This window comes from Rhodohalobacter sulfatireducens (assembly GCF_022012475.1).
GTDB classification, from domain to species: domain Bacteria; phylum Bacteroidota; class Rhodothermia; order Balneolales; family Balneolaceae; genus Rhodohalobacter; species Rhodohalobacter sulfatireducens.
Genome location: NZ_JAKLWS010000001.1, coordinates 90442 through 110952 on the forward strand (window position 1 = coordinate 90442; position 20511 = coordinate 110952).

Sequence of the window (20511 nt, forward strand, 5' to 3'; positions counted from 1 at the left end):
AACAAATTGTCTTCATCCAATTTATATTTTATCCATTCTAACTTATCCCTAATCTTCAGATATTACTTAATTCTCTTTTATAACTAAGATTGTTCATGAACCAAAATGGACCATCCCCAAAATCCGGGGATAACAGACTTCTCAACACTCTGTTTGCTTCTCTTTTGATTTTCGCAGTTATATTCAGTTCCTACTGGGTTGCAAATGATTTAGGATCAGGAGAGGTCAAAATATATCACGTATTTATAGCTGCCTTCATTACTGCTGCCACTACAGGATTTGGGGCTATTCCATTTCTGTTCATCAAGAAAGTTGGAAGCCGTTGGTTGGGCTATGGCAATGCACTTGCGGCAGGTTTGATGTTTGGGGCAAGTGTGAGCCTGGTATATGAGGGAGTTACAATTGCAAACAGCGAATTCTCTATCGTAAAAGTTGTTTTTGGATTAATTATTGGAGCTGCGTTGGTCTTCGCTTCTCATAAATATCTTGAATCTACAGATAAGGATTATTCCATAGGTGAAATTCAGGGAGCCAATGCATTAAAGATGTTGATGATCGTGGGCATTATGACCGTCCATTCCTTTGCGGAAGGTATTGGCGTAGGGGTCTCTTTCGGTGACAGTCCCTCTTTTGGCTCCATAATTTCTGTTGCAATCGCAATTCATAATATTCCAGAGGGACTGGCAATCAGCCTGGTGTTGATTCCTCGCGGTGCTTCTATTCGAAGTGCTGCCTTGTGGAGTATCTTTAGCAGCCTCCCTCAACCAATTATGGCTGTTCCTGCATTTCTGTTCGTTCTCACATTTAAAACCTATCTTCCCATCGGCCTGGGCATAGCAGCAGGTGCAATGTTCTGGATGGTTTTCAAAGATTTATTACCCGAGGCCAGGGATGAATTGAGTCCACAAAAAGTTTTCTTGATTACCACGTTTACAGCCGTTGCTATGATCCTCTTCCAGTTTCTCCTGGATGTCTGATCTTAATTTTCGTCTCCGCCCAACAGCTCTTTAAACCTGTTTTCAAGTTGTTGGAGTAAACCACCTGTCACAGCTTCTTGAATAGCCCGTTCTATCAGCGGCTCCAAAATTTGCTGCATGCTTTGTTTGAGAGTATTATTTCCATCTCGCCCGATACCCTCAAGCTCAATATTTTCAATATTTGCCTCAACCGTACGCTCCCGGTCAATCGTACTGCTAACCTGTACCGTTGCGTTTTCAACAAGCAGGTTTTCAATCACAACTACGGCATCATCCTCATCCGCCGACAGATCCATATTTTGATTCAAAGACCTGAGATTAATACCAAAACCCTGTTGCTCAAATAAGAGTCTCACCCCTGTAATCCGAATATTTTCAATCAGAATTGTATCTGAAAGCATAGATGCGAGGTCAATTTTTAATTGGATTTCGTCTAACTCTATTGCCGGCTGATCGCTGAACTGATCGGGATTGGAAACTGTAAATCCATAAATTTCGCTAGTTCCATTCCACATTGAAATATTCACATTACTGACCTCTACGGCAGTCTGAAATAACTCTCGCCCGTCTTCTTCAATCGCCGACTTTACAATGCCATCAATAGTAAAACTTAAGACAATAAAAGCTGCAGCTAATACAATGATAAACCCTGCAAATGTTTTCAATCCTTTATGCTTCATTTATCCATTTTTTTAAGGTTGTTGATGAACAAAGAGTCAAAGTTCCAAAAAACTCTCCAAAAAATCAGACCCACATGTCATAATTTAATATTAAAGCCTTTTATATCAATAGGTTGAATGAATTACGATAAAAAAATTTCTGCTTTAATAATTGCTAAAACCCGATAAAACTTTATATATTTGGAAGCGCTACCAAACGAATATTAACAAGCCTGTTTCTCAATTTTTCTATGAATCAATCATTTACACTTTCTAACGATAAAGTGTTGTTGGATAAAGAGTATCCACTATTTTCCGAACTTACAAACATGGAGCATGAACAGCTTGTATTTTGCTCTCGCCCAGAGGTCGGGTTGAAAGCAATTGTTGCGATACATGACACCACACTCGGGCCCGCTCTTGGCGGTACCCGAATGTGGCATTATCATTCAGAAGACGAAGCGATAAAAGACGTTTTGAGGCTCTCCCGCGGAATGACCTACAAAGCAGCTATTTCCGGCCTGAATTTCGGAGGAGGAAAAGCGGTAATCATCGGAGATTCCAGGACCGATAAAACCGAAGCGATGTTTCGCGCTTTTGGCAAATTCATCGACGGCCTGGCCGGCCGCTACATAACGGCCGAAGATGTTGGGATGACAGAGAGAGAAATGAGCTGGATCCACTTTGAAACAAATCACGTAACCGGAATACCAAAATCTCTTGGTGGTGGTGGTGACCCTTCACCTGTTACAGCTTATGGAGTGTATATGGGTATGAAAGCAGCGGCAAAAAGAGCCTATGGAAGTGATTCTCTTTCCGGCAAACGTATCGGAATCCAGGGTGCGGGATCTGTTGCCACCCACCTTGCAAGATATCTGAAAAATGAAAATGCCACCCTTTTTGTCACAGACATTTTTAAGGAAAAAGCCCAAAAACTTGCCGATGAAACCGGGGCAAAATCAGTAACTCCCGATGACATCTATACTCTCGATCTCCATATTTTTAGTCCCTGCGCGTTGGGTGGGGTTATCAATAGCGACACCATACCACATCTTTCCTGCGATATCATTGCCGGCGGAGCCAATAATATTTTAGATGATGAAAAAAAACATGCCCGTATGCTGCAAGATAGAGAAATTCTCTTCACTCCCGATTATGTCATTAACGCCGGTGGGATCATCAACATTTCCACCGAGCTTCAAAATGAAGGATATAATGAAAAGCTCGCAATGGAAAGGACATCAGAAATCTATAATACGGTTTTAAAAATTTTTGAATATGCAGATACTCAAAATCTAACACCGGTTGAAGCATCCAACCTCTTAGCCGAAGATCGAATCCAAAAAGTTAGCAGCTTACAAAGTATCTACAAACCAAAACATACACATTCAACATGAGTGGAAAGAGAGCTCTCGAAAATGAGCAGGTAAGAAACCCATAGCTCACCATACAAGGCAGCCCGGTAAAACGGGTTGCTTTTTTTATAGTAGCCAAATCCTCAAAGAGCTGGATGCCGAAAATACCAATTCACCAATAACCGCACTATATTCTGGTACACCAAAACATCTTATTTAAACACCCTTCTCAAGATAAAATGAAATACTTTTTGTCGATCTTCGCATTACTTTTTTCTATTCAAGCTCTTTTTGCACAAAATAATCCACTATGGCTTCGCTATCCATCCATCTCTCCTGATGGTGAGACCATTGTATTTACCTATAAAGGTGATCTATACCGGGTTTCGTCTGATGGCGGTGAAGCTCAGCAGCTAACATTTCATGAAGCCCACGATTTCATGCCTGTTTGGAGTCAAAACGGATCATCCATTGCTTTTGCATCCGATCGTTACGGCAATTTTGATATATATGTGATGGATGCTCTCGGTGGTCCTGCCACCCGGTTAACATATCATTCCAATGATGAACAGCCCTACTCATTTTCGCATGACAACTCTTCCGTTTTATTTGGTGCAGTTCGGCAGGATCGTGCTGAACACCGGCAATATCCAACTTCTGCCCAGCCTGAACTCTATTCCGTTCCTGCAAATGGCGGGAGGGTTGACCAGGTTTTTACGGTTCCGGCTCAAGATGTTCAGGCAAGCAGTGAAGGGCAATACTTCGTTTATCATGATAAAAAGGGATATGAAGATAAGTGGCGAAAACATCATACATCATCCATCACAAGAGATCTTTGGATCTATTATAAGGCAGACAGCTCACATACCAAGCTCACTGATTTTGAAGGTGAGGACCGCAATCCTGTTTTTGATGAAACTGAAGAATCACTTTTCTACCTGAGTGAAGAGAGTGGAAATTTTAATGTTCACAAATTGTCCCTCAATAATCCGGCCAACAGCACTCAGCTCACAAATTTTGACCTCCATCCAGTCCGCTTTTTAAGTCACGGCAATGGTGTTTTGGCATTCAGTTATGACGGCGAACTCTACAAAATGACCGAAAATACAGATCCTCAGAAAATAGATATAACCATTCGAACACAGGAAAAATCGAATTCTGACCAGTTTATAAACATTAACGGCGGAGTTCGTGAAATGGCCATATCACCCAATGGAAAAGAGATAGCGTTTGTAGCACGTGGTGAAGTTTTTGTTACCTCTGTTGATGGTTCTCTTACCAAACGAATCACGAATACGCCGGAACAGGAACAGTTTGTAACCTTTTCGCCCGATGGTAAACAGGTAGCGTATGCTGCAGAACGAAACGGAAGCTGGAGTATTTTTGCAACTGAGAAAGTCCGGGAATCCGAACCGTTTTTTTACGCAAGTACTCTTCTTCAGGAGAAAGAACTTGTAAGCGGAGATCAAGATAATTACATGCCACAATTCTCGCCCGACGGCAAAAAATTGGCGTACATTTTTGAACGGCGAACCCTTCGAATCCTTGACCTTGAAACACAAGAAACTACAGACATTCTTACCCCGGATGAACTGTTTCATATGAGTGATGGCGACAAATATTTTCGATGGAGCCCGGACAGCAGTTGGCTGCTGGTTGGCTGGGATAAATTCCTCAATAACAGCGAAATTCTCCTTTTATCGGCAGATGGAAATCAACGGTTCAACCTTACCAAAAGCGGATACTACGACGGAGCACCAAAATGGGTGAACGACGGGAATCAAATGATCTGGTTCAGTAACAGGGACGGATTGAGAAGTTATGCAACCAGTGGGCGAACAGAACTGGATGTGTACTCCATGTTCTTTACAGAAGAGGCTTGGGATAAGTTCAATCTCAGTAAAGAGGAGTTCGAACTGATGCAGGAGATCAAAAAAGCCAACAAAGAAGAACAGAAATCAGATGAGGATGACGAAAGCGATGAGTCTGATGAAGATACAGTTGAACCGCTTGAGTTTGATTTTGACCAGTTAACTGAACGAACAACCCGACTCACTATTCACTCCAGTTTCCTGAGTGACGCTGTCCTGTCCAAGGACGGTGAAAAACTCTACTATCTCGCCCGGTTTGAGGATGATTATAATCTCTGGGAGACGAATCTCAGAACAAAAGAAACCAAAATGGCAGTAACTCTGAACACCGGATCAGGCAGTTTGATGTGGGATAAGGAGATGAAAAATCTTTACCTGTTAAGCAGAGGTAACATTTCAAAAATAGACCTAGAGGAAGGAAGCAGTGAACAAGTTTCCATTGCCGGCGAAATGACCTTTGATGAGGAGAAAGAACGGGAGCATCTTTTGGAACATATCTACCTGAGAACCAAAAAGATTTTTTACGAGCCAACTTTTCATGGCAACGATTGGGATATGCTGTACGAGGAGTATCAAAAGTATCTTCCCCATATCAGTAATGAGCACGAATTTGCCGAAATGATTTCCGAATGGTTAGGTGAGTTGAATGTATCTCATGCGGGCGGCAGGTACAGCTCTTCGATGGAAAATGGTGATGAGACTGCATCACTTGGCATTTTTATGGATTGGAACTATGGGGGCAATGGAATCCGCATCGATGAAATTATAGACGGCGGCCCGCTCGACAAATCTGATGTCAACATCGAACCTGGAAGTATTATTACCGCTATTGACGGAGATACGCTCAGCTCAGATCAGGATATCACACGGTTTCTCAATCACAAAGCCGGGGATTTTGTATTGCTCGAAGTGCAAAGTCCAAACTCTGAGGAATCAAGACAGATTACCATTCAGCCAATTACCCTCAGTGATGAAGCAGATTTACTTTATGAGCGATTTGTTGAGATCAACGAGCAGGAGGTTCAAGAAAAAAGTAATGGCCGTTTGGGCTATGTCCATATTCCGGGAATGAGTGACGAACCGTATCGCGTGGTCTTTGAAGAGATGCTTGGAAAATACCTGGAAACGGACGGGGTGATTGTTGATACTCGCTTTAACGGTGGTGGTGACCTTGTTGCAGATCTTGCGATGTTCTTTACCGGAGAACGATTTCTAACCTATGCAACCGAAGCAAAAGTTGTTGGCGGAGAACCCACATCACGATGGACCAAACCAACCCTTTCCCTGTTTAACGAAAGTATGTATTCCGACGGGCACTGCTATGCCAGCGGCTATACAGATCTTGAAATCGGTACAACCGTCGGTATGCCCGTACCCGGAACTTGCAGCTTTGCAGGCTGGGAACGGCTTTCGAATGGCGTTGTCTGGGGTGTGGTTCCTGTAAGTGCAAAGAATAAAGCCGGTAAATGGCTGGAAAATAACCAGGTGAGGCCGGATATCGCTATCAAAAATCAACCTGAAATCATAAGGAGCGGCAAGGATCAACAACTTGAAACAGCTATAGAACAATTGATGTCAGAAATCACAAATAATTAGTTTTAATGCTGAACGACTCAACTTTCTTTGCAAGTTACCGTAAAGATCTACTGATTTAAACGGTACCATCTTTAACGAATTTGGAGGAAAAATGGCAAAAAATAGAGGAGTAAAGGAGTCGGTTCGAGGCGGCATTACACTTGGTACAGCCTTGGCAGTTACAATTTCATGGTCGGTAAACAAATCAATTATTTGGGCGATTATTCATGGCATTTTTAGTTGGTTTTATGTGATCTATTATGCTCTGTTTTACTAATTTCCGTTTTCGATATATTTTTGGCTAATCAAGAACCATAAATAGACTGAAGAGGATATGCGTCGTTTCTCGAACACATGGTCTTTAATGAAAAGCTCCTTCCAGGTTCTAAAAGAAGATACAGCTGTCCTGCTATTTCCAGTTTTATCGGGGATTTTCACGCTAATTATCATCGCAAGTTTTCTATTGCCTTTTTTTGCTACAGGCAATCTATCCTCACTACAATTTTTAGAGAATCAACCCGGTTTTATCGGGTACCTCTACCTGTTTCTGTTTTATTTTCTCTCGTACTTTGTGGTACTTTTTTTTAACTCGGCATCGGTTGTATATGCTATTGATGTGATGAGGGGTGGAAATCCAACCATATCGAGTGCTGTTAAAATGGTTTCTCACAGAATTACTCCACTATTGGGATGGACATTTATCGCCGCCACGGTTGGGCTGATTATCAATTCGATTGAGAACTCTTCAGACAGCGTTGGAAAATTATTTTCCGCCTTTCTCGGATTGAGCTGGACGGTTACCAGTTTCCTTGTATTGCCAATTCTTATCGTAGAGGGTCATGGCCCTGTCACATCACTCAAACTATCTGCTGAAATGCTCAAAAATTCCTGGGGAGAACAGCTCATCGGACATTTCAGTTTTGGATTGATATTTGCCGTGTTAAGCTTCCCAATTTTTTTAATCATCTTCCTGGGCTTACAATATGGTGGCGCAGCAGCTATCGTAGGTATTATAACTGGTGTTTTGTTAATTTTGGGAATGGGCGTTGTTCAATGGTCACTGCAATCTATCTTCATGGGAGCGATGTACCTGTTTGTGCGTGAGGAGAAAATTCCTCCTTCTTATTCACTTTCACAGATCAGTAATGCATTTCACTAATCCTCAAAGAATTTTAATTGATTGATTTGGCATTTTGATTCCTTCTAGCCCAGTGTACATCAAGAAAAGAGAGCTATTTGATCGATTAAATTCTCCTTATCTTTGCAACGATTTTCAACACAAATTTTGTTATAAGTCACTCAAAACGTTGAAAGGATAGCAAAAGAAAAATTCATGTCTATAAGTAAGGAAGAATTTAAGTTTAATGATCGCCTGATCAAGGGAATCGAGACCAAAGGACGATTCAAAATCAGTGTTGTAAAAACAACCGATGTAGTTCAAACAGCAAAGGACAATCATGGCCTTTCCCTGTTGAATACCGTCTTGTTGGGCCGAACTCTAACTGCCGCCATGCTGCTCGCTTCTGAACTAAAAGGCGAGGAACGAATTAAAGTACAAATGGAAGGAAACGGTCCGGTCGGATTCCTTATAGCCGAAGCCAATCGTGTTGGTGAAATAAGGGGTTATTCACAAAACCCGACCGTTGAACTCGATTACAGCCAACCGGATGTATCCATAGGTGACGGAATTGGATTAGGCCTCCTAACGGTTTCAAAAACGCTCTATAATGAAGCTGAACCAAGGACCAGCACCATTGAGATTGTGGAGGGTGATGTTCTTTCAGACATGGCGCATTACATGGTTCAATCGGAACAGGTTTTATCTGCCTTTTTACTTGATGTGAGTTTGAAAGACAATGGTGATGTCAATCAAGCCGGCGGATTACTTATCCAACGACTACCTGAAGCGGATGAATCGGTGATGAAAACATTGCAAACAACGGTTAAAGAACTGTCACCTGTTTCCAACTTTCTTGAAGATGGGCATTACATTGATGCGATCATGGAGGAAGCTTGTAAACCCTTTCCAGTGAAGGAGCTGGATCGACAGCCGGTCCACTTTTTCTGCCGATGCAGTACAGACAAATTTAAAAATGCACTGTCACTTCTCAGTTACGAAGACCTTAAAGAACTGAAGGGTGAAGACCAGGAGATGGTGTGCCACTATTGTGGTTCAAAACATACCGTTAGTGAGGAAGAGATCTATTCGATTGTAGAATCTGCCAAAGCTAAGCTGAATTAGTATGGGTACTTCCCGTAAAACAGTAATTATTGTAGGTGGAGGATTCGGTGGTATTGCTGCAGCCAAATCGCTAAAGAATACTCAATACAATGTAATTCTGATCGACAAAAAGAATCACCATCTATTCCAGCCTCTCCTCTACCAGGTTGCCACTGCAGCACTCTCGCCGGGTGATATTGCCATGCCAATTCGCGGTATTTTTGGGAATTATGATAACATCCGAACGGTAATGGACAAAGTGGTTGAGATCAACAAAGAGACCCAAACAATACAGCTTGAAACAGGTGACTCCTTAAATTTTGACTTCCTGATTTTAGCCCCGGGCGCACAGTACAACTACTTTGGCAATAAAGACTGGGCTGATCATGCTCCCGGCTTAAAAACGTTAGACAACGCTCTCGAAATCCGCGAAAAGATTTTAATCTCGCTCGAAAAAGCCGATCAAATTTCAGATAAAGCAAAGCGAAAACCCTATCTGAGATATGTTGTTGTTGGCGCGGGGCCTACCGGTGTTGAAACAGCCGGGGCGATTGCTGAAATCGCAAAACGAAATATGATGAGAGACTTTAAATCACTCTCCCCTGCTGAAACGGAGGTATATCTTGTTGAAGCGGCCGATGGCGTACTGAACGGATATCCCGAAAATCTTTCTAAAAGAGCTCAAAAAGACTTGGAAAAGATGGGAGTAAATGTATTGCTGAATAGCCCTGTGACGGATATCAGGGAGGATGGGATTGAAATAGAGGAACGCTTTATTGAAACCCCAAACATGGTTTGGGCCGCGGGTGTTAAAGCATCGCCACTCATTGAAGCACTTGACTGCGACATTGATAAAATGGGACGAGCAATCGTCAATGAACATCTTACAATCCCCGGTTCCAATAATATTTTCGTAATTGGTGATGCTGCTCACTCAAAAGATGAGGATGGCAATCCGTTACCCGGTCTTGCCCCCGTCGCACTTCAGATGGGACGGTATGTGGGTGATCTCATCAAAAAAGAAATACCTATAAAGGATTCCAAAGCATTTCATTATGTAGATAAGGGTACAATGGCAACCATCGGGAGAGCCAAAGCCGTTGCCGAAGTTCGTGGGTTTACCTTCAGTGGATTAATTGCCTGGCTTTTATGGTGTTTCATCCACATATTTTTCCTGATTGGTTTCAGAAATCGATTTCGCGTCTTTGCCGAATGGAGTTGGTACTACATCACATTCAAGAGAGGGGTGCGGTTGATTACTGGTCGATCATCAAATGAATAATATCCGTTCAATCAATCTCTAAAAAAGAACTCTCGGAATTGTTGATAAATCTTTCAATGTCTTCCAAATAAGTTAAAATGGTATCATAAATCTCATTAGTAGAACAATTTCCTTTATGGATCCAAATTACCTTTGGTGGATGACTAAAAAGAAAGCTTCTCTGATGAAAATCTGAGTCTTTTGAAATGATCACAAAATTATTCTCCTTCGCATATTCCCAAATTTATGAATCAGTAGCTTCTTCCATTCCAAGTAGCTTAACGTGTTCAGAATTCGGGAAATAATCCTCGAGTAATTGCACTAAGCGATACGAAAGATTTTGGTCAAACAGTAATTTCACGCAGGAATGCGGGTAAATTTACGCTCTCGATCAGCAGCAAAAGCGAGAGAAGCTCGAATATCATTTTTATTTAGCTCAGGAAAATCGTTTAAAATCTCTTCCTCTGTCATTCCAGAAGCTAAATAATCTAAAATATCATAGACAGTTATTCGCATACCGCGAATACATGGTTTACCACCGCGAACATCAGATTTGATTGTTATGATATCTTTATAATCCATAATTCAATATGCGCGAGGGGCTCGTTGTTGGCAAATAATCACCTGAGAAGCGTTGAATTCATAAAAGCCTGACCTGTCTAAACCGCAAAAGACGAACCACATCCACAGGATTCACTGGCATTTGGATTATCAAAAGTAAAACCACGGGCATCTAAACCATCGGGGTAATCTATCACAATTCCCTCAAGGTACATTAAATGTTTAGGATCGATAATAATATCCATGCCCTGGCTTTCAACAACTTTATCCTCATCCGTTTTAATGTCGAAACCCAGTTTGTAGCTCAAACCTGAACATCCGCCGCCTTCAACCGCTACCCGAAGATAAAGCTCTCCATCCAGGCTCTCTTTCCTTTTGATCTCGCGAACCTGTCGCGCTGCTCTTTCGGTTAAAGCCACAGGATCTTGATCTATATTTACATCCTGTGGTAATTCAGTCGCTTCAGTGGCAGCACTTTCTTCATCATCAACGTCATCAATTAAAGACGAGATAACATCATCTAAATTTTCTTCTTCTAGAGCCATTGGTTACTTCGTTGTATGTGAAAATGTGTAGTAATCTGTTTCTGAACGGTTGAAGAGTTTGAGAACCCCGGCGCTCACTAAGTTAACCAGAATTTTGGAAGCACGATAGGTAGTTACGTTGATCAATTGGGAATATTTTAGAACGGTAATTTCTCCATATTCATTCAAATAGCGGAATAACATCTGCTCCCTCTCCCCATATTCAAACGTAACACCTTCATCTGAATACCTGTTTTTGAGAATTTCTGCTTGCTCATCACTTGCCAGTACACTTTTATCATCGCGCCGCACAAATACCAGCCTTTTCTTTTTACTTTTATTATAAACCGGTTTTTTCTCCGCTTCAGGAACCCGAACCACCATTACGTCCAGGCTTCCACTGTGGATGAGTTCAATTTCAATCTCAACAGCCGGCACACAATATTCAAAAGCGGCCTTATGAAGTACATATTCCTCTTCAAAATAAGCACTCACGCCGGTAATATTTTTATGATCATCCACCCCAACCAATATTGTTCCACCTTTAGTATTTGCAAAGGCAGCAATTTCGCGAGCAATCTTACCGGTGGACGGTGTTGTCTTTTTAAATTCTAGATACTTCCCTTCACCTGTCTGAATGAGGTTACGAAGATCCGCAGGGGTCATGCTGGAAATAGTTATTTCTCCATTGGGAAGCATCATAGTATTTGAATTTTTTTGAAGGTCGGGGTTCGATTTGAATCCTTTATGAAGATAGCCATACATAAAATGGGGATTTAGGATCTGACCGAATAATAGCCTCAGATCATTATTTCATCTTTGGCATTTCGTGTCATAAGTTCGTTTACAGCATCCTTGGGGTCCATATTCTCAAATAACACTTTATACACAGCGTCTGTAATGGGCATTTCAATATTGTTTCTTCGGGACCATTGTGTAACGGATTTGGCGGTTTTTACGCCTTCCGCTATCATATTCATTCCCGATGTGATTTCCTGTAACGACTTTCCTTGCCCGATGTTATATCCGACGTAGCGATTTCGGCTGTGCTCGCTGGTGCAAGTAACAATTAAATCACCCATTCCTGTAAGTCCTGAGAACGTATCCTGCGAGGCACCTAATGCACAACCCATCCGTTTCATTTCATGGAGCCCTCTTGTCATCAACGCAGCTTTGGCATTATCTCCCAATTCTGCACCATCGATAATACCTGCCGCAATTGCCATGATATTCTTCAGTGCCCCGCCGATTTCTGCTCCCAATATGTCGTAATTCAAATAGACACGAAACATCGGCGTCATAAATGTTTCCTGGATGATCCTGGCAGCCCGCTTGGAATATGCGGATGCTGTGATCGCCGTGGGTTTAAATTTGCTAACCTCTTCAGCGTGACTGGGCCCCGTCAAAATACCAATCTGATCTTCTAAAACAGCTCCCTCCAGTACATCAACCAAAATCTGGGAGGGTGTCATCAAACTATCTTGTTCAATGCCTTTCGCTACGGATACAATAATTTCATTACCTGTAAGATGTGCTTTAGCCTTCCCGGCAACTTCCCGAAGTGCATGCGATGGTGTTGCAAAAACCACCATCTCAGATTCCATAACAGCATCTTTAATGGCATAACTGGCACTAACTGATTTTGGAAGTTCCACATCAGAAATGTATTCGGGGTTGTATCCATCCTGATTAATGCCATCTACCACCTCTTTTTCTCGTGCCCAAATAGAGATTGAATAACCGCTGTGACCTAACACAACAGCAATGGCAGTTCCAAAGCTCCCTGCTCCTATGATGCTGATTTTCTTCACGCTGCCGATTGTTGTTCGTTGTTGAGTCTGCCCTTGGCCGGTTTAAATGAACTTACCCTGTTCTCAGTGCCATTCAGTAATCGTTTAATATTTCCTTTGTGTTTGATAATAATTCCTAATGCAAGTGCACTACTGAACAGGAGAATGCTTCCGTCAATATCCCAACCAATTCCGTATCTCAATATCAACTGTGTGATTGGGTAAGCCAAAGAACCGAAAATTGAACCCACAGAGACATAACGGGTTGAGAACATCAGGATTAAAAATATTGCCAGCGAAATACTGATAGAAATTGGTTCGATTCCGTATAACATTCCACATGCAGTAGCAGCTCCTTTCCCACCGGAGAAATTAGCGTAGATCGGGAACATATGACCAACAACCGCAGCCACACCACAAATAATTAATAGCATTGGCTCTAACTCCCAGCCGGGGTACAAAGCAATTGGACCGTCACCAATAATCCAGGCGAGTTCGCTAACAACGGTCGTACATAAAAGGCCTTTACCAAAATCGAAGAGCAGTACACCTGTACCGGCTTTCCAACCTAAGATCCTGAATGTGTTGGTAGCCCCGGCATTCCCGCTGCCGTGATCACGGATATCAACTTTAAAAAATAGTTTACCCGTCCAAAGGGAGCTTGGGATGGCCCCAATCAAGTAACTGACTAATATGACAACTACGAGTGACAGCATTGGAAGCGTTTCCGTTCGTTAAATGAGTGTTCAAAAATAAGAAAACGAATTTGTAGAACCGAACGAATCAGATAAAAAACTCAGACATGTCGTTCGGCGTGATAAGAAGAACGGACTAAGGGTCCGCTTTCCACATGCTCGAGCCCCAATGTCTCTCCAATTTCTTTGTATTCAGCAAATTGGTCGGGGTGAACCCATTCAACGACCGGGTGATGCATCTTCGTCGGCTGCATGTATTGGCCGATTGTTAATACATCTACATTGTGATCTACACAGTCCTGCATAAGTTGAATAACCTCTTCGCGAGTTTCTCCAAGTCCAACCATAATTCCTGTTTTTGTACGAAGGTCTTGGTCCTTACATCTCTGAAGAAGCTCGAGCGACCGCTCATATTTTGCCTGTGGCCGCACATTTCTGTAGAGTCTTGGAACAGTTTCAAGATTGTGACTCAATACATCCGGTGGGGTATCAATGACTATTTGAAGGGCATCCCACACACCGCGAAAATCTGGAATGAGGGACTCGATTGTTACACCTTCAATCTCCTCTCGAAGTACTTTATGAGTTTCGGCAAATATCGGTGCACCACCGTCTTTTCGTTCATCGCGATTGACGGATGTGAGAACTACGTGCTTCAACTGCATCTTTTTAGCAGCATTGGCTACGCGTTGTGGCTCATCCCAATCCAAATCCTCGGGCGGACGACCGGTTTTTACCGCACAAAACGAGCATGAGCGCGTGCAAACATCGCCCAAAATCATAAATGTGGCTGTGCCGGCTCCCCAGCATTCACCCATATTGGGGCATCTGGCTTCGGAACAAACCGTATTTAAATCATGATCTCGAATGGTTTTGGATACATCTTTAAACTTCTTACCGGAGGGAAGTTTAACTCTCAACCAATCGGGCCGGCGTTGTCCGGGTCCCTGTTTTTCAATAACATCAAGTTCTTTAATCATAAAAAATCCTTCACCAAAGTGGCTTTTAATTTCACACTAAAGGTACAAAAATTGCGAATACGGTTCAGGTATTGAATCGTGTTTATTAATCTCAACATCAAACAGATCTGCAAAGTGATTAAGCAGTTTTTCTTTCACAACATGCTCATCAATTTGCTTTCCAGTACATTCGGAGAGACTGGTAACCTCTTTATCCGAGATTCCACAAGGAACAATATTTTGGAAATAGTTCAGATCGGTATTTACATTCAGCGCAAATCCATGCATGGTTACCCACCTGGAACAACGAATCCCCATAGCGCATATTTTTTTATCTCCTATCCAAACACCTGTTAGCCCTTCAATACGACCAGCTTTAATGCCAAAATCAGCACATGTACGAATGACAATTTCCTCAAGATACCGAAGGTATTTATGGATATCCGTAAAATGTTGATCGAGATCCAGGATAGGGTATCCTACAATCTGTCCGGGACCATGATAGGTAATATCTCCCCCTCTATCTATCTCGATATATTCTGCGTCGAGATCGGAAAGCTCAGAAAGAGTTTTTAAGAGATTCGCGGAGTCACCACTTTTTCCAAGTGTATAAACATGTGGATGCTCAACAAAAAAGAGGAAATCATTCAAATCTTCGTGACTTGAAAGTTCTCCTCTTTTTTTTCTAATCAGCAGTTGCTGAGCTCGTTTCTGCAAATCCCACACCGGTCGGTATTGGGATCTACCAAGATCGTATACATCTATTTGTCTCTTCATGCATAAAAGATAACCAAAAAAATGTGAAGTGGGTTCATTCCTAAACCCACCCCACGATTATCTCCTTCAACTACATTATAGATGACTTATACGTCTCGATATCAGCTTTGAAGCCTAAAAATCACTGGCAAATTAAATTGAACTCGAACGGGTCGCCCTCGTTGTAAGCCGGGTTTAAATTTTGCCTGTTTTACAACCCGAAGAGCTTCTTCATCACAACCACCACCGATTCCACGAATAACTCTTGGGTTTTCAACTTCTCCTTTTTCATTCACAATGAATTGCACATAAACGCGCCCTTCAATATTGGCACGAATGGCATTCTCGGGATATTTGATTTTTTTCTGCAGACTTGAAATTCCACCAACCAATTCAGGCATTTGTTCTACAAGAACAAAGAAATCTTCCTCGTCGTCACCTTCACCCTCTTCATCAGCTTGCTTGGGAGGAGCTGGTGGCAGATCCAGTTGTGTATCGAAATCCAGTTCTGAGTTTATATTTATATTCACATCTTCTATAATCTCATCATTTGGTACTGCAACTGGTACTGGTGGACGAGGAGGTGGCGGTACTCTTTCAACTTGCTTCGTTTGTACAATTTCTTCCATTTCAACTACTTCCTGTTCCTGCATAGTTGGTAATTCAGTTTCAGAAGCAGCAAAATGAATTTTGGTGAGAACTGTAGAAATGAGCAATGCTCCAATCAAACCTATCTCAAGAAAAATTGTGTAGTAGTTTCGAAGGTTTTTCTTAGGCTCGGTACGAATCTTATGGTCTGGTTTCAATCTTTTATCTTCCATAATGTATCACCTCTCTCTGTAGTTTGCATCAAAAACTCTGTAGTAGGAGTTTCTCTTTAATTGTAATATACTTTTCCATTGTTAAGATTATGTGTATTCACTAGTATAATTTCCTGTTGTCATCTCTTTGAAATTGCCCAAAATCAACCCCCAATGCCTTTTAAACGCCACATTATACTATTAGCCACCTTTTCAGTTCTCTTTCTTTTTTTCAATAGCTGTTCGACTACTAATCTACCTGAAAATACTCACTCAAAAGGCAATTCAGATTTCAGGATAGTAGGATACTACTCACTCGAAGAAGCTCTATCTGTTCATCCTGCAGATGTACCTTTTCATCTTGTAACCCATATCAATCTCTGGTTTTTAAATCCCGATTCACTGGGAAACTATGATCTGGATCTCTCAGGTTTATCTGATTTTGTGGAAGAAGCCAATGATAACAATGTAAAAGTACTGTTTTCTATTGGTGGAGGTGGCAATTACCCCCATTACGACCATCTGCTTACTGAAGATTATAGATCTGAATTGATCGATAACCTGGTTGATGAAGTTCTTAAATATAACATTGACGGTGTAGATGTAGATCTTGAGGGAAGTGCCATCAACGAAAATTATGAACCGTTTGTGGTTGAGCTTGGAAAAGAACTTCGAAACCACGATAAGATGATGACATCCGCTATTGCAGTTTACTATAAAGACCAACTTACAGATCGAGCCCTTGCCCAGTACGATTTTATGAACATCATGGTTTACGATCGTACGGGGCCATGGAGACCGGGCCAACCCGGCCCGCACTCTACCTACCAAAATGCCGTAGATGATCTTGTATACTTCAAATCTGAGAGAAATCTTCCGGAAGAAAAAATTGTATTGGGAGTCCCATTTTACGGTTATGCGTTCAGTACTCAACCAAATTCACCGCCGATGAGTATGAATTATGATGAGATAACCGCCAGCTTTTCCGGTTCTGAGTGGGTGGATGAGTGGGAGATGACGGGCGGATATACCCTTTACTACAACGGTATCCCTACCATCATCAATAAAACCGTTTTAGCGAAAAAGGAAGCGTCCGGGATTATGATCTGGCAGCTCCTTGGGGATACAGAAGATGAAAAATCACTGCTAAAAACGATTAATGAGGTAGCCTACTCGTACTAATTCACAGAACAGAACCGCGAAGTTTCTAAAACTTCGCGGTTCTTCGCAACTACACCAATTTCTCCTTCCATTCTCCTTTCGAGAAAATCCACATTCCCAGGATTCCAAATACCGATTCTGCAACCACAATAGCCCAGAACACACCATTCTCATTAAAGCCCATATTCATTGCCAGAATCCAGCCAAGCGGAATTTCAATCATCCAAAAGCAGATAAAATTCAGCCAGGTTGGGGTAACGGTATCACCTGCTCCGTTAAAGGCCTGTACCATCACCATTCCCATTCCATAGAAGAGATAGCCGATGGCAATAATTTTGAGCGCCTTCGCGCCTACGGCAATTACGTCGACTTCGGGCGTGAACAATCTGATTAAAAAATCGGAAAACAGGTAGAATGAGATTCCTAAAAGGATCAGAAACGCTGTATTTATAAAACCACAAATCCAAGCTGATCGCTCTGCACGATCCGGTTTTCCGGCCCCGAGATTTTGACCAACCAGTGTGGCCGCGGCATTACTCATTCCCCATGACGGCAACAAAGAAAACATCACAATACGAATGGCAATAGTATATCCCGCCAGTGCTGTACTGCCAAATTCTGCAATGATACGAACCATTCCCAGCCAGCTTGCCGTGGAGATTAAAAACTGCCCTACACCGCCAAGTGATACTCGAATTAATTGTTTCATCACTTCAAGATTTATTCTTAAATCTTGTTTTCTAATTACAATGCGGCTGCTCTTGTCTGACAGCATCCAGAATTGATAAATCACGGCTAGTCCGCGCGCACCGGTTGTAGCGATGGCGGCACCTGTAATACCGAGTGCAGGTATGGGCCCAAGACCAAAAATCAGGATTGGATCTAGCACGATATTCAAAATATTTGCAAACCAGAGGACACGCATGGAGATGGCTGCATCCCCGGCACCACGAAAAACTGCATTTACAATGAACAAAAGCATAATCACCAGATTACCGCCCATCATAATCATAGTATAGGTGTACATCTCGGTGATGATGGTTTCGGATGCCCCCATCAGCCCAAGAAGGTCATGAGAAAAGAATATTCCGAGGGCTGCAACCGGTATTGAAACCACGATTCCGATAATAATAGATTGAACGGCTGCGATTGATGCACCTTTCCTGTTATTCTCACCGATTCGTCGGGAGATAATTGCAGTGGTTCCCATACTCAAACCCATAGCTACGGCATAGAGAATGGTCATCATAGATTCGGTAATTCCAACCGTTGCAACAGCTTCGGGGCCCAGTTTTGAGACGAAGAAAATATCCGCAACGGCAAACACCGATTCCATCATCATCTCCAGTACCATTGGGATTGATAGCAACAGAATAGCCCTGCCGGTACTTCCCGATGTAAAATCGTACTCCATTCCCTTTACAGATCCGACGATATCTTGCCAAAGAGTCCGTTGATTGGGTATTTCAAGATTTTCAGAGAGTGAATCGTCCAATTGATTCTTCATAACTGGAAAAAAATAGTAGTAAACTGGTGGTCGAGATAGAAAAGTTTGGGCATCAAGTGGCCGGTAGTTTAGTCAGCTTCTGGAAAGAAGAGCTAATGCATACGTGTGTCGAGTCCGCTTAGATATGCGGCTTTGTGACAATAAACGGTATGTAGCTGACTAATTTTTTCATCGCTATAGAATCGATATGCTGAGAATATCCAATTATTTGCAATTGGATCAAAATTAATTTTAGGTGAGGGAAGGAGGGTAAATTAAAAATGTCATTCAAAATAAAGATCCGCGAAGTTTTAGATACTTCGCGGATCTAAATGAAATCTATTTCTTCTTCGGCTTTGAGCCAAGGTGAACTCCTTCGCCGTAAGCTTCTGCTACAGCTTCCATCACCGCTTCACTCATGGTTGGATGCGGGTGAACAGCGCTGATTATTTCGTGTCCGGTCGTTTCGAGATCACGGGCAACAACGGCCTCAGCGATCAGTTCGGTTACGTGAGAACCGATCATGTGGCAACCGAGCCACTCACCGTATTTCTCATCAAAGATAACTTTTACAAATCCTTCTTCGTGGCCCAGTCCGGTTGCTTTACCGCTGGCTGAGAATGGAAATTTTCCGACTTTCACATCGTATCCTTCCTCTTTGGCCTGCTTCTCAGTATATCCAACAGAGGCAACTTGCGGCTCGCAATAGGTACAACCCGGAATGTTATTGTAGTTCACCGGAATTGGACTCTCACCGGCTAACATTTCAGCCAGAACAACTCCTTCATGAGAGGCTTTATGAGCCAGCCAGGGTGCCCCAATCACATCACCGATAGCATAAATTCCATCTGCTGATGTTTGATAAGTTTCTTTATCCACTTTAACAGATCCTTTTTCTGTTTCTACGCCGGCTTTATCAAGGCCAATATTCTCGATGTTTCCGGTTACACCTACAGCTGAAAGTACGACATCGGCTTCTACTTCTTTGTTTCCATCTTTGGTTTTGATGGTCACTTTTACGCCTTTGCCCTTCTTCTCCACTTTCTCGACGGAGCTTTCAGTCAGCACTTCAATGCCTTTTTTCTTGTAGATTTTTCCAAGCTCTTTTCCAACGTCTTGATCCTCAACAGGAACCAGGGTTTCCATCAGTTCTACGAGTGTTACTTCTGTACCGATAGTGTTGTAGAAGTATGCAAATTCAACGCCGATAGCTCCGGCACCGATAATCACCATTTTTTCAGGTTGTTTCTCGAGCTGCATCGCTTTTTCAGAGTCAATGATCATCTCGCCGTCAATCTCCAGGTCTGGGAGTTGCCGTGGACGAGCTCCGGTAGCAATGATAAAATGCTCGGCCTTAACGGTTTCCTGCTCTTTGCCATCTTCATCCTGAATGGAGAGTTCATCACTTGATTTGAAGACACCGGTTCCTTCCAGCACTTCAATCTTGTTGGCTTTCATCAGGAATTGAACTCCTTTGCTCATTTTGTTGGCTACATTCCGGCTTCGCTTGATCATCCCCTCAAAATTCACAGAAAAATCTTTAACATCTATGCCATAATCTGAAGCGTGAGAGATCGATTCAAAAACTTCTGCCGATCGGAGGAGTGCTTTGGTCGGAATACAACCAATGTTGAGGCAAACACCTCCTAAATGTCTTTTTTCTACAACTGCTGTTTTAAATCCTAACTGTGCTGCCCGGATAGCCGCTACATAGCCTCCAGGGCCGGTTCCAATAACACAAACATCAAATTCTTTTGCCATGACGAGTCAAAATCTTAGGTTATTTCATTTATTTAATCGGTGGGAATTTACCCCACTTTAACGTCTGAACTTCTATTTATTTATAAGCTCTGAAAGGTA

The 20511-nt window shown here is 42.3% G+C and carries 19 protein-coding genes and 1 pseudogene; 8 read left to right on the forward strand and 12 right to left on the reverse strand.

Annotation, left to right across the window (positions count from 1 at the left end):
• Positions 1-95 precede the first annotated feature (95 nt).
• Positions 96-977, forward strand: coding sequence for a ZIP family metal transporter (locus L6773_RS00405; RefSeq protein WP_237851855.1), 882 nt, complete (start codon positions 96-98; stop codon positions 975-977).
• A gap of 2 nt (positions 978-979) precedes the next feature.
• Here the strand turns inward: L6773_RS00405 and L6773_RS00410 are convergent, their stop codons facing one another.
• Positions 980-1657, reverse strand: a complete 678-nt coding sequence (locus L6773_RS00410) for a DUF748 domain-containing protein (RefSeq protein WP_237851856.1) — start codon at positions 1655-1657, stop codon at positions 980-982.
• Positions 1658-1887: 230 nt separating this feature from the next.
• Here L6773_RS00410 and L6773_RS00415 point away from each other — a divergent pair, with 230 nt between their 5' ends.
• The 6 genes from L6773_RS00415 to L6773_RS00440 all read left to right on the forward strand — a co-directional run bounded on the left by L6773_RS00415 (position 1888) and on the right by L6773_RS00440 (position 9940).
• Positions 1888-3033: a Glu/Leu/Phe/Val family dehydrogenase gene (locus L6773_RS00415; protein ID WP_304622103.1), complete on the forward strand. Its 1146-nt coding sequence runs from the start codon at positions 1888-1890 to the stop codon at positions 3031-3033.
• A gap of 197 nt (positions 3034-3230) precedes the next feature.
• Entirely contained in the window at positions 3231-6458 is a 3228-nt protein-coding gene (locus L6773_RS00420) for a S41 family peptidase (RefSeq protein WP_237851857.1), read from the forward strand.
• 91 nt (positions 6459-6549) lie between these two features.
• Positions 6550-6714, forward strand: a complete 165-nt coding sequence (locus L6773_RS00425; protein WP_237851858.1) for a hypothetical protein — start codon at positions 6550-6552, stop codon at positions 6712-6714.
• A 57-nt stretch (positions 6715-6771) separates the two neighbouring features.
• Positions 6772-7596, forward strand: a complete 825-nt coding sequence (locus tag L6773_RS00430; protein WP_237851859.1) for a DUF6159 family protein — start codon at positions 6772-6774, stop codon at positions 7594-7596.
• Between the two features lie 174 nt (positions 7597-7770).
• Complete coding sequence (hslO, locus tag L6773_RS00435) at positions 7771-8679, forward strand: Hsp33 family molecular chaperone HslO (protein WP_237851860.1); 909 nt, start codon at positions 7771-7773, stop codon at positions 8677-8679.
• Between the two features lies 1 nt (position 8680).
• Positions 8681-9940 (forward strand): NAD(P)/FAD-dependent oxidoreductase, encoded by a 1260-nt coding sequence (locus L6773_RS00440; protein ID WP_237851861.1) that lies wholly within the window; start codon positions 8681-8683, stop codon positions 9938-9940.
• Positions 9941-9947: 7 nt separating this feature from the next.
• Here the strand turns inward: L6773_RS00440 and L6773_RS21625 are convergent.
• The 9 genes and pseudogenes from L6773_RS21625 to L6773_RS00480 all read right to left on the reverse strand — a co-directional run bounded on the left by L6773_RS21625 (position 9948) and on the right by L6773_RS00480 (position 16025).
• Positions 9948-10280 (reverse strand): annotated as a pseudogene (locus tag L6773_RS21625) (DUF5615 family PIN-like protein).
• Positions 10277-10501 carry a DUF433 domain-containing protein gene (locus L6773_RS00445; protein WP_237851862.1) on the reverse strand — a complete coding sequence of 75 codons (225 nt, stop codon included), beginning with the start codon at positions 10499-10501 and terminating at the stop codon, positions 10277-10279. Before L6773_RS00445 ends, L6773_RS21625 begins: the two are co-directional and overlap by 4 nt.
• A gap of 77 nt (positions 10502-10578) precedes the next feature.
• A complete protein-coding gene (locus tag L6773_RS00450) occupies positions 10579-11025 on the reverse strand; it encodes a HesB/IscA family protein (protein ID WP_369430916.1) in 447 nt (148 codons plus the stop codon).
• Between the two features lie 3 nt (positions 11026-11028).
• Positions 11029-11769, reverse strand: a complete 741-nt coding sequence (locus L6773_RS00455) for an AlbA family DNA-binding domain-containing protein (RefSeq protein WP_237851863.1) — start codon at positions 11767-11769, stop codon at positions 11029-11031.
• A 35-nt stretch (positions 11770-11804) separates the two neighbouring features.
• Positions 11805-12815 (reverse strand): NAD(P)H-dependent glycerol-3-phosphate dehydrogenase, encoded by a 1011-nt coding sequence (locus L6773_RS00460; protein ID WP_237851864.1) that lies wholly within the window; start codon positions 12813-12815, stop codon positions 11805-11807.
• A complete protein-coding gene (gene plsY / locus L6773_RS00465; RefSeq protein ID WP_237851865.1) occupies positions 12812-13510 on the reverse strand; it encodes a glycerol-3-phosphate 1-O-acyltransferase PlsY in 699 nt (232 codons plus the stop codon). Before plsY ends, L6773_RS00460 begins: the two co-directional genes overlap by 4 nt.
• A gap of 80 nt (positions 13511-13590) precedes the next feature.
• The gene (gene lipA, locus L6773_RS00470) at positions 13591-14469 is read right to left on the reverse strand and encodes a lipoyl synthase (RefSeq protein ID WP_237851866.1); all 879 of its coding nucleotides are present in this window, start codon (positions 14467-14469) and stop codon (positions 13591-13593) included.
• 36 nt (positions 14470-14505) lie between these two features.
• Complete coding sequence (lipB, locus tag L6773_RS00475; RefSeq protein WP_237851867.1) at positions 14506-15225, reverse strand: lipoyl(octanoyl) transferase LipB; 720 nt, start codon at positions 15223-15225, stop codon at positions 14506-14508.
• Between the two features lie 101 nt (positions 15226-15326).
• Positions 15327-16025: an energy transducer TonB gene (locus tag L6773_RS00480; RefSeq protein WP_237851868.1), complete on the reverse strand. Its 699-nt coding sequence runs from the start codon at positions 16023-16025 to the stop codon at positions 15327-15329.
• 153 nt (positions 16026-16178) lie between these two features.
• Between L6773_RS00480 and L6773_RS00485 the strand changes: the two genes are divergently transcribed.
• Entirely contained in the window at positions 16179-17186 is a 1008-nt protein-coding gene (locus tag L6773_RS00485) for a glycosyl hydrolase family 18 protein (protein WP_237851869.1), read from the forward strand.
• Between the two features lie 49 nt (positions 17187-17235).
• On the opposite strand, the gene L6773_RS00490 is transcribed toward L6773_RS00485, so the two are convergent.
• Positions 17236-18672: an MATE family efflux transporter gene (locus tag L6773_RS00490; protein ID WP_237851870.1), complete on the reverse strand. Its 1437-nt coding sequence runs from the start codon at positions 18670-18672 to the stop codon at positions 17236-17238.
• A 318-nt stretch (positions 18673-18990) separates the two neighbouring features.
• A complete protein-coding gene (lpdA, locus tag L6773_RS00495) occupies positions 18991-20412 on the reverse strand; it encodes a dihydrolipoyl dehydrogenase (RefSeq protein ID WP_237851871.1) in 1422 nt (473 codons plus the stop codon).
• Positions 20413-20511 lie beyond the last annotated feature (99 nt).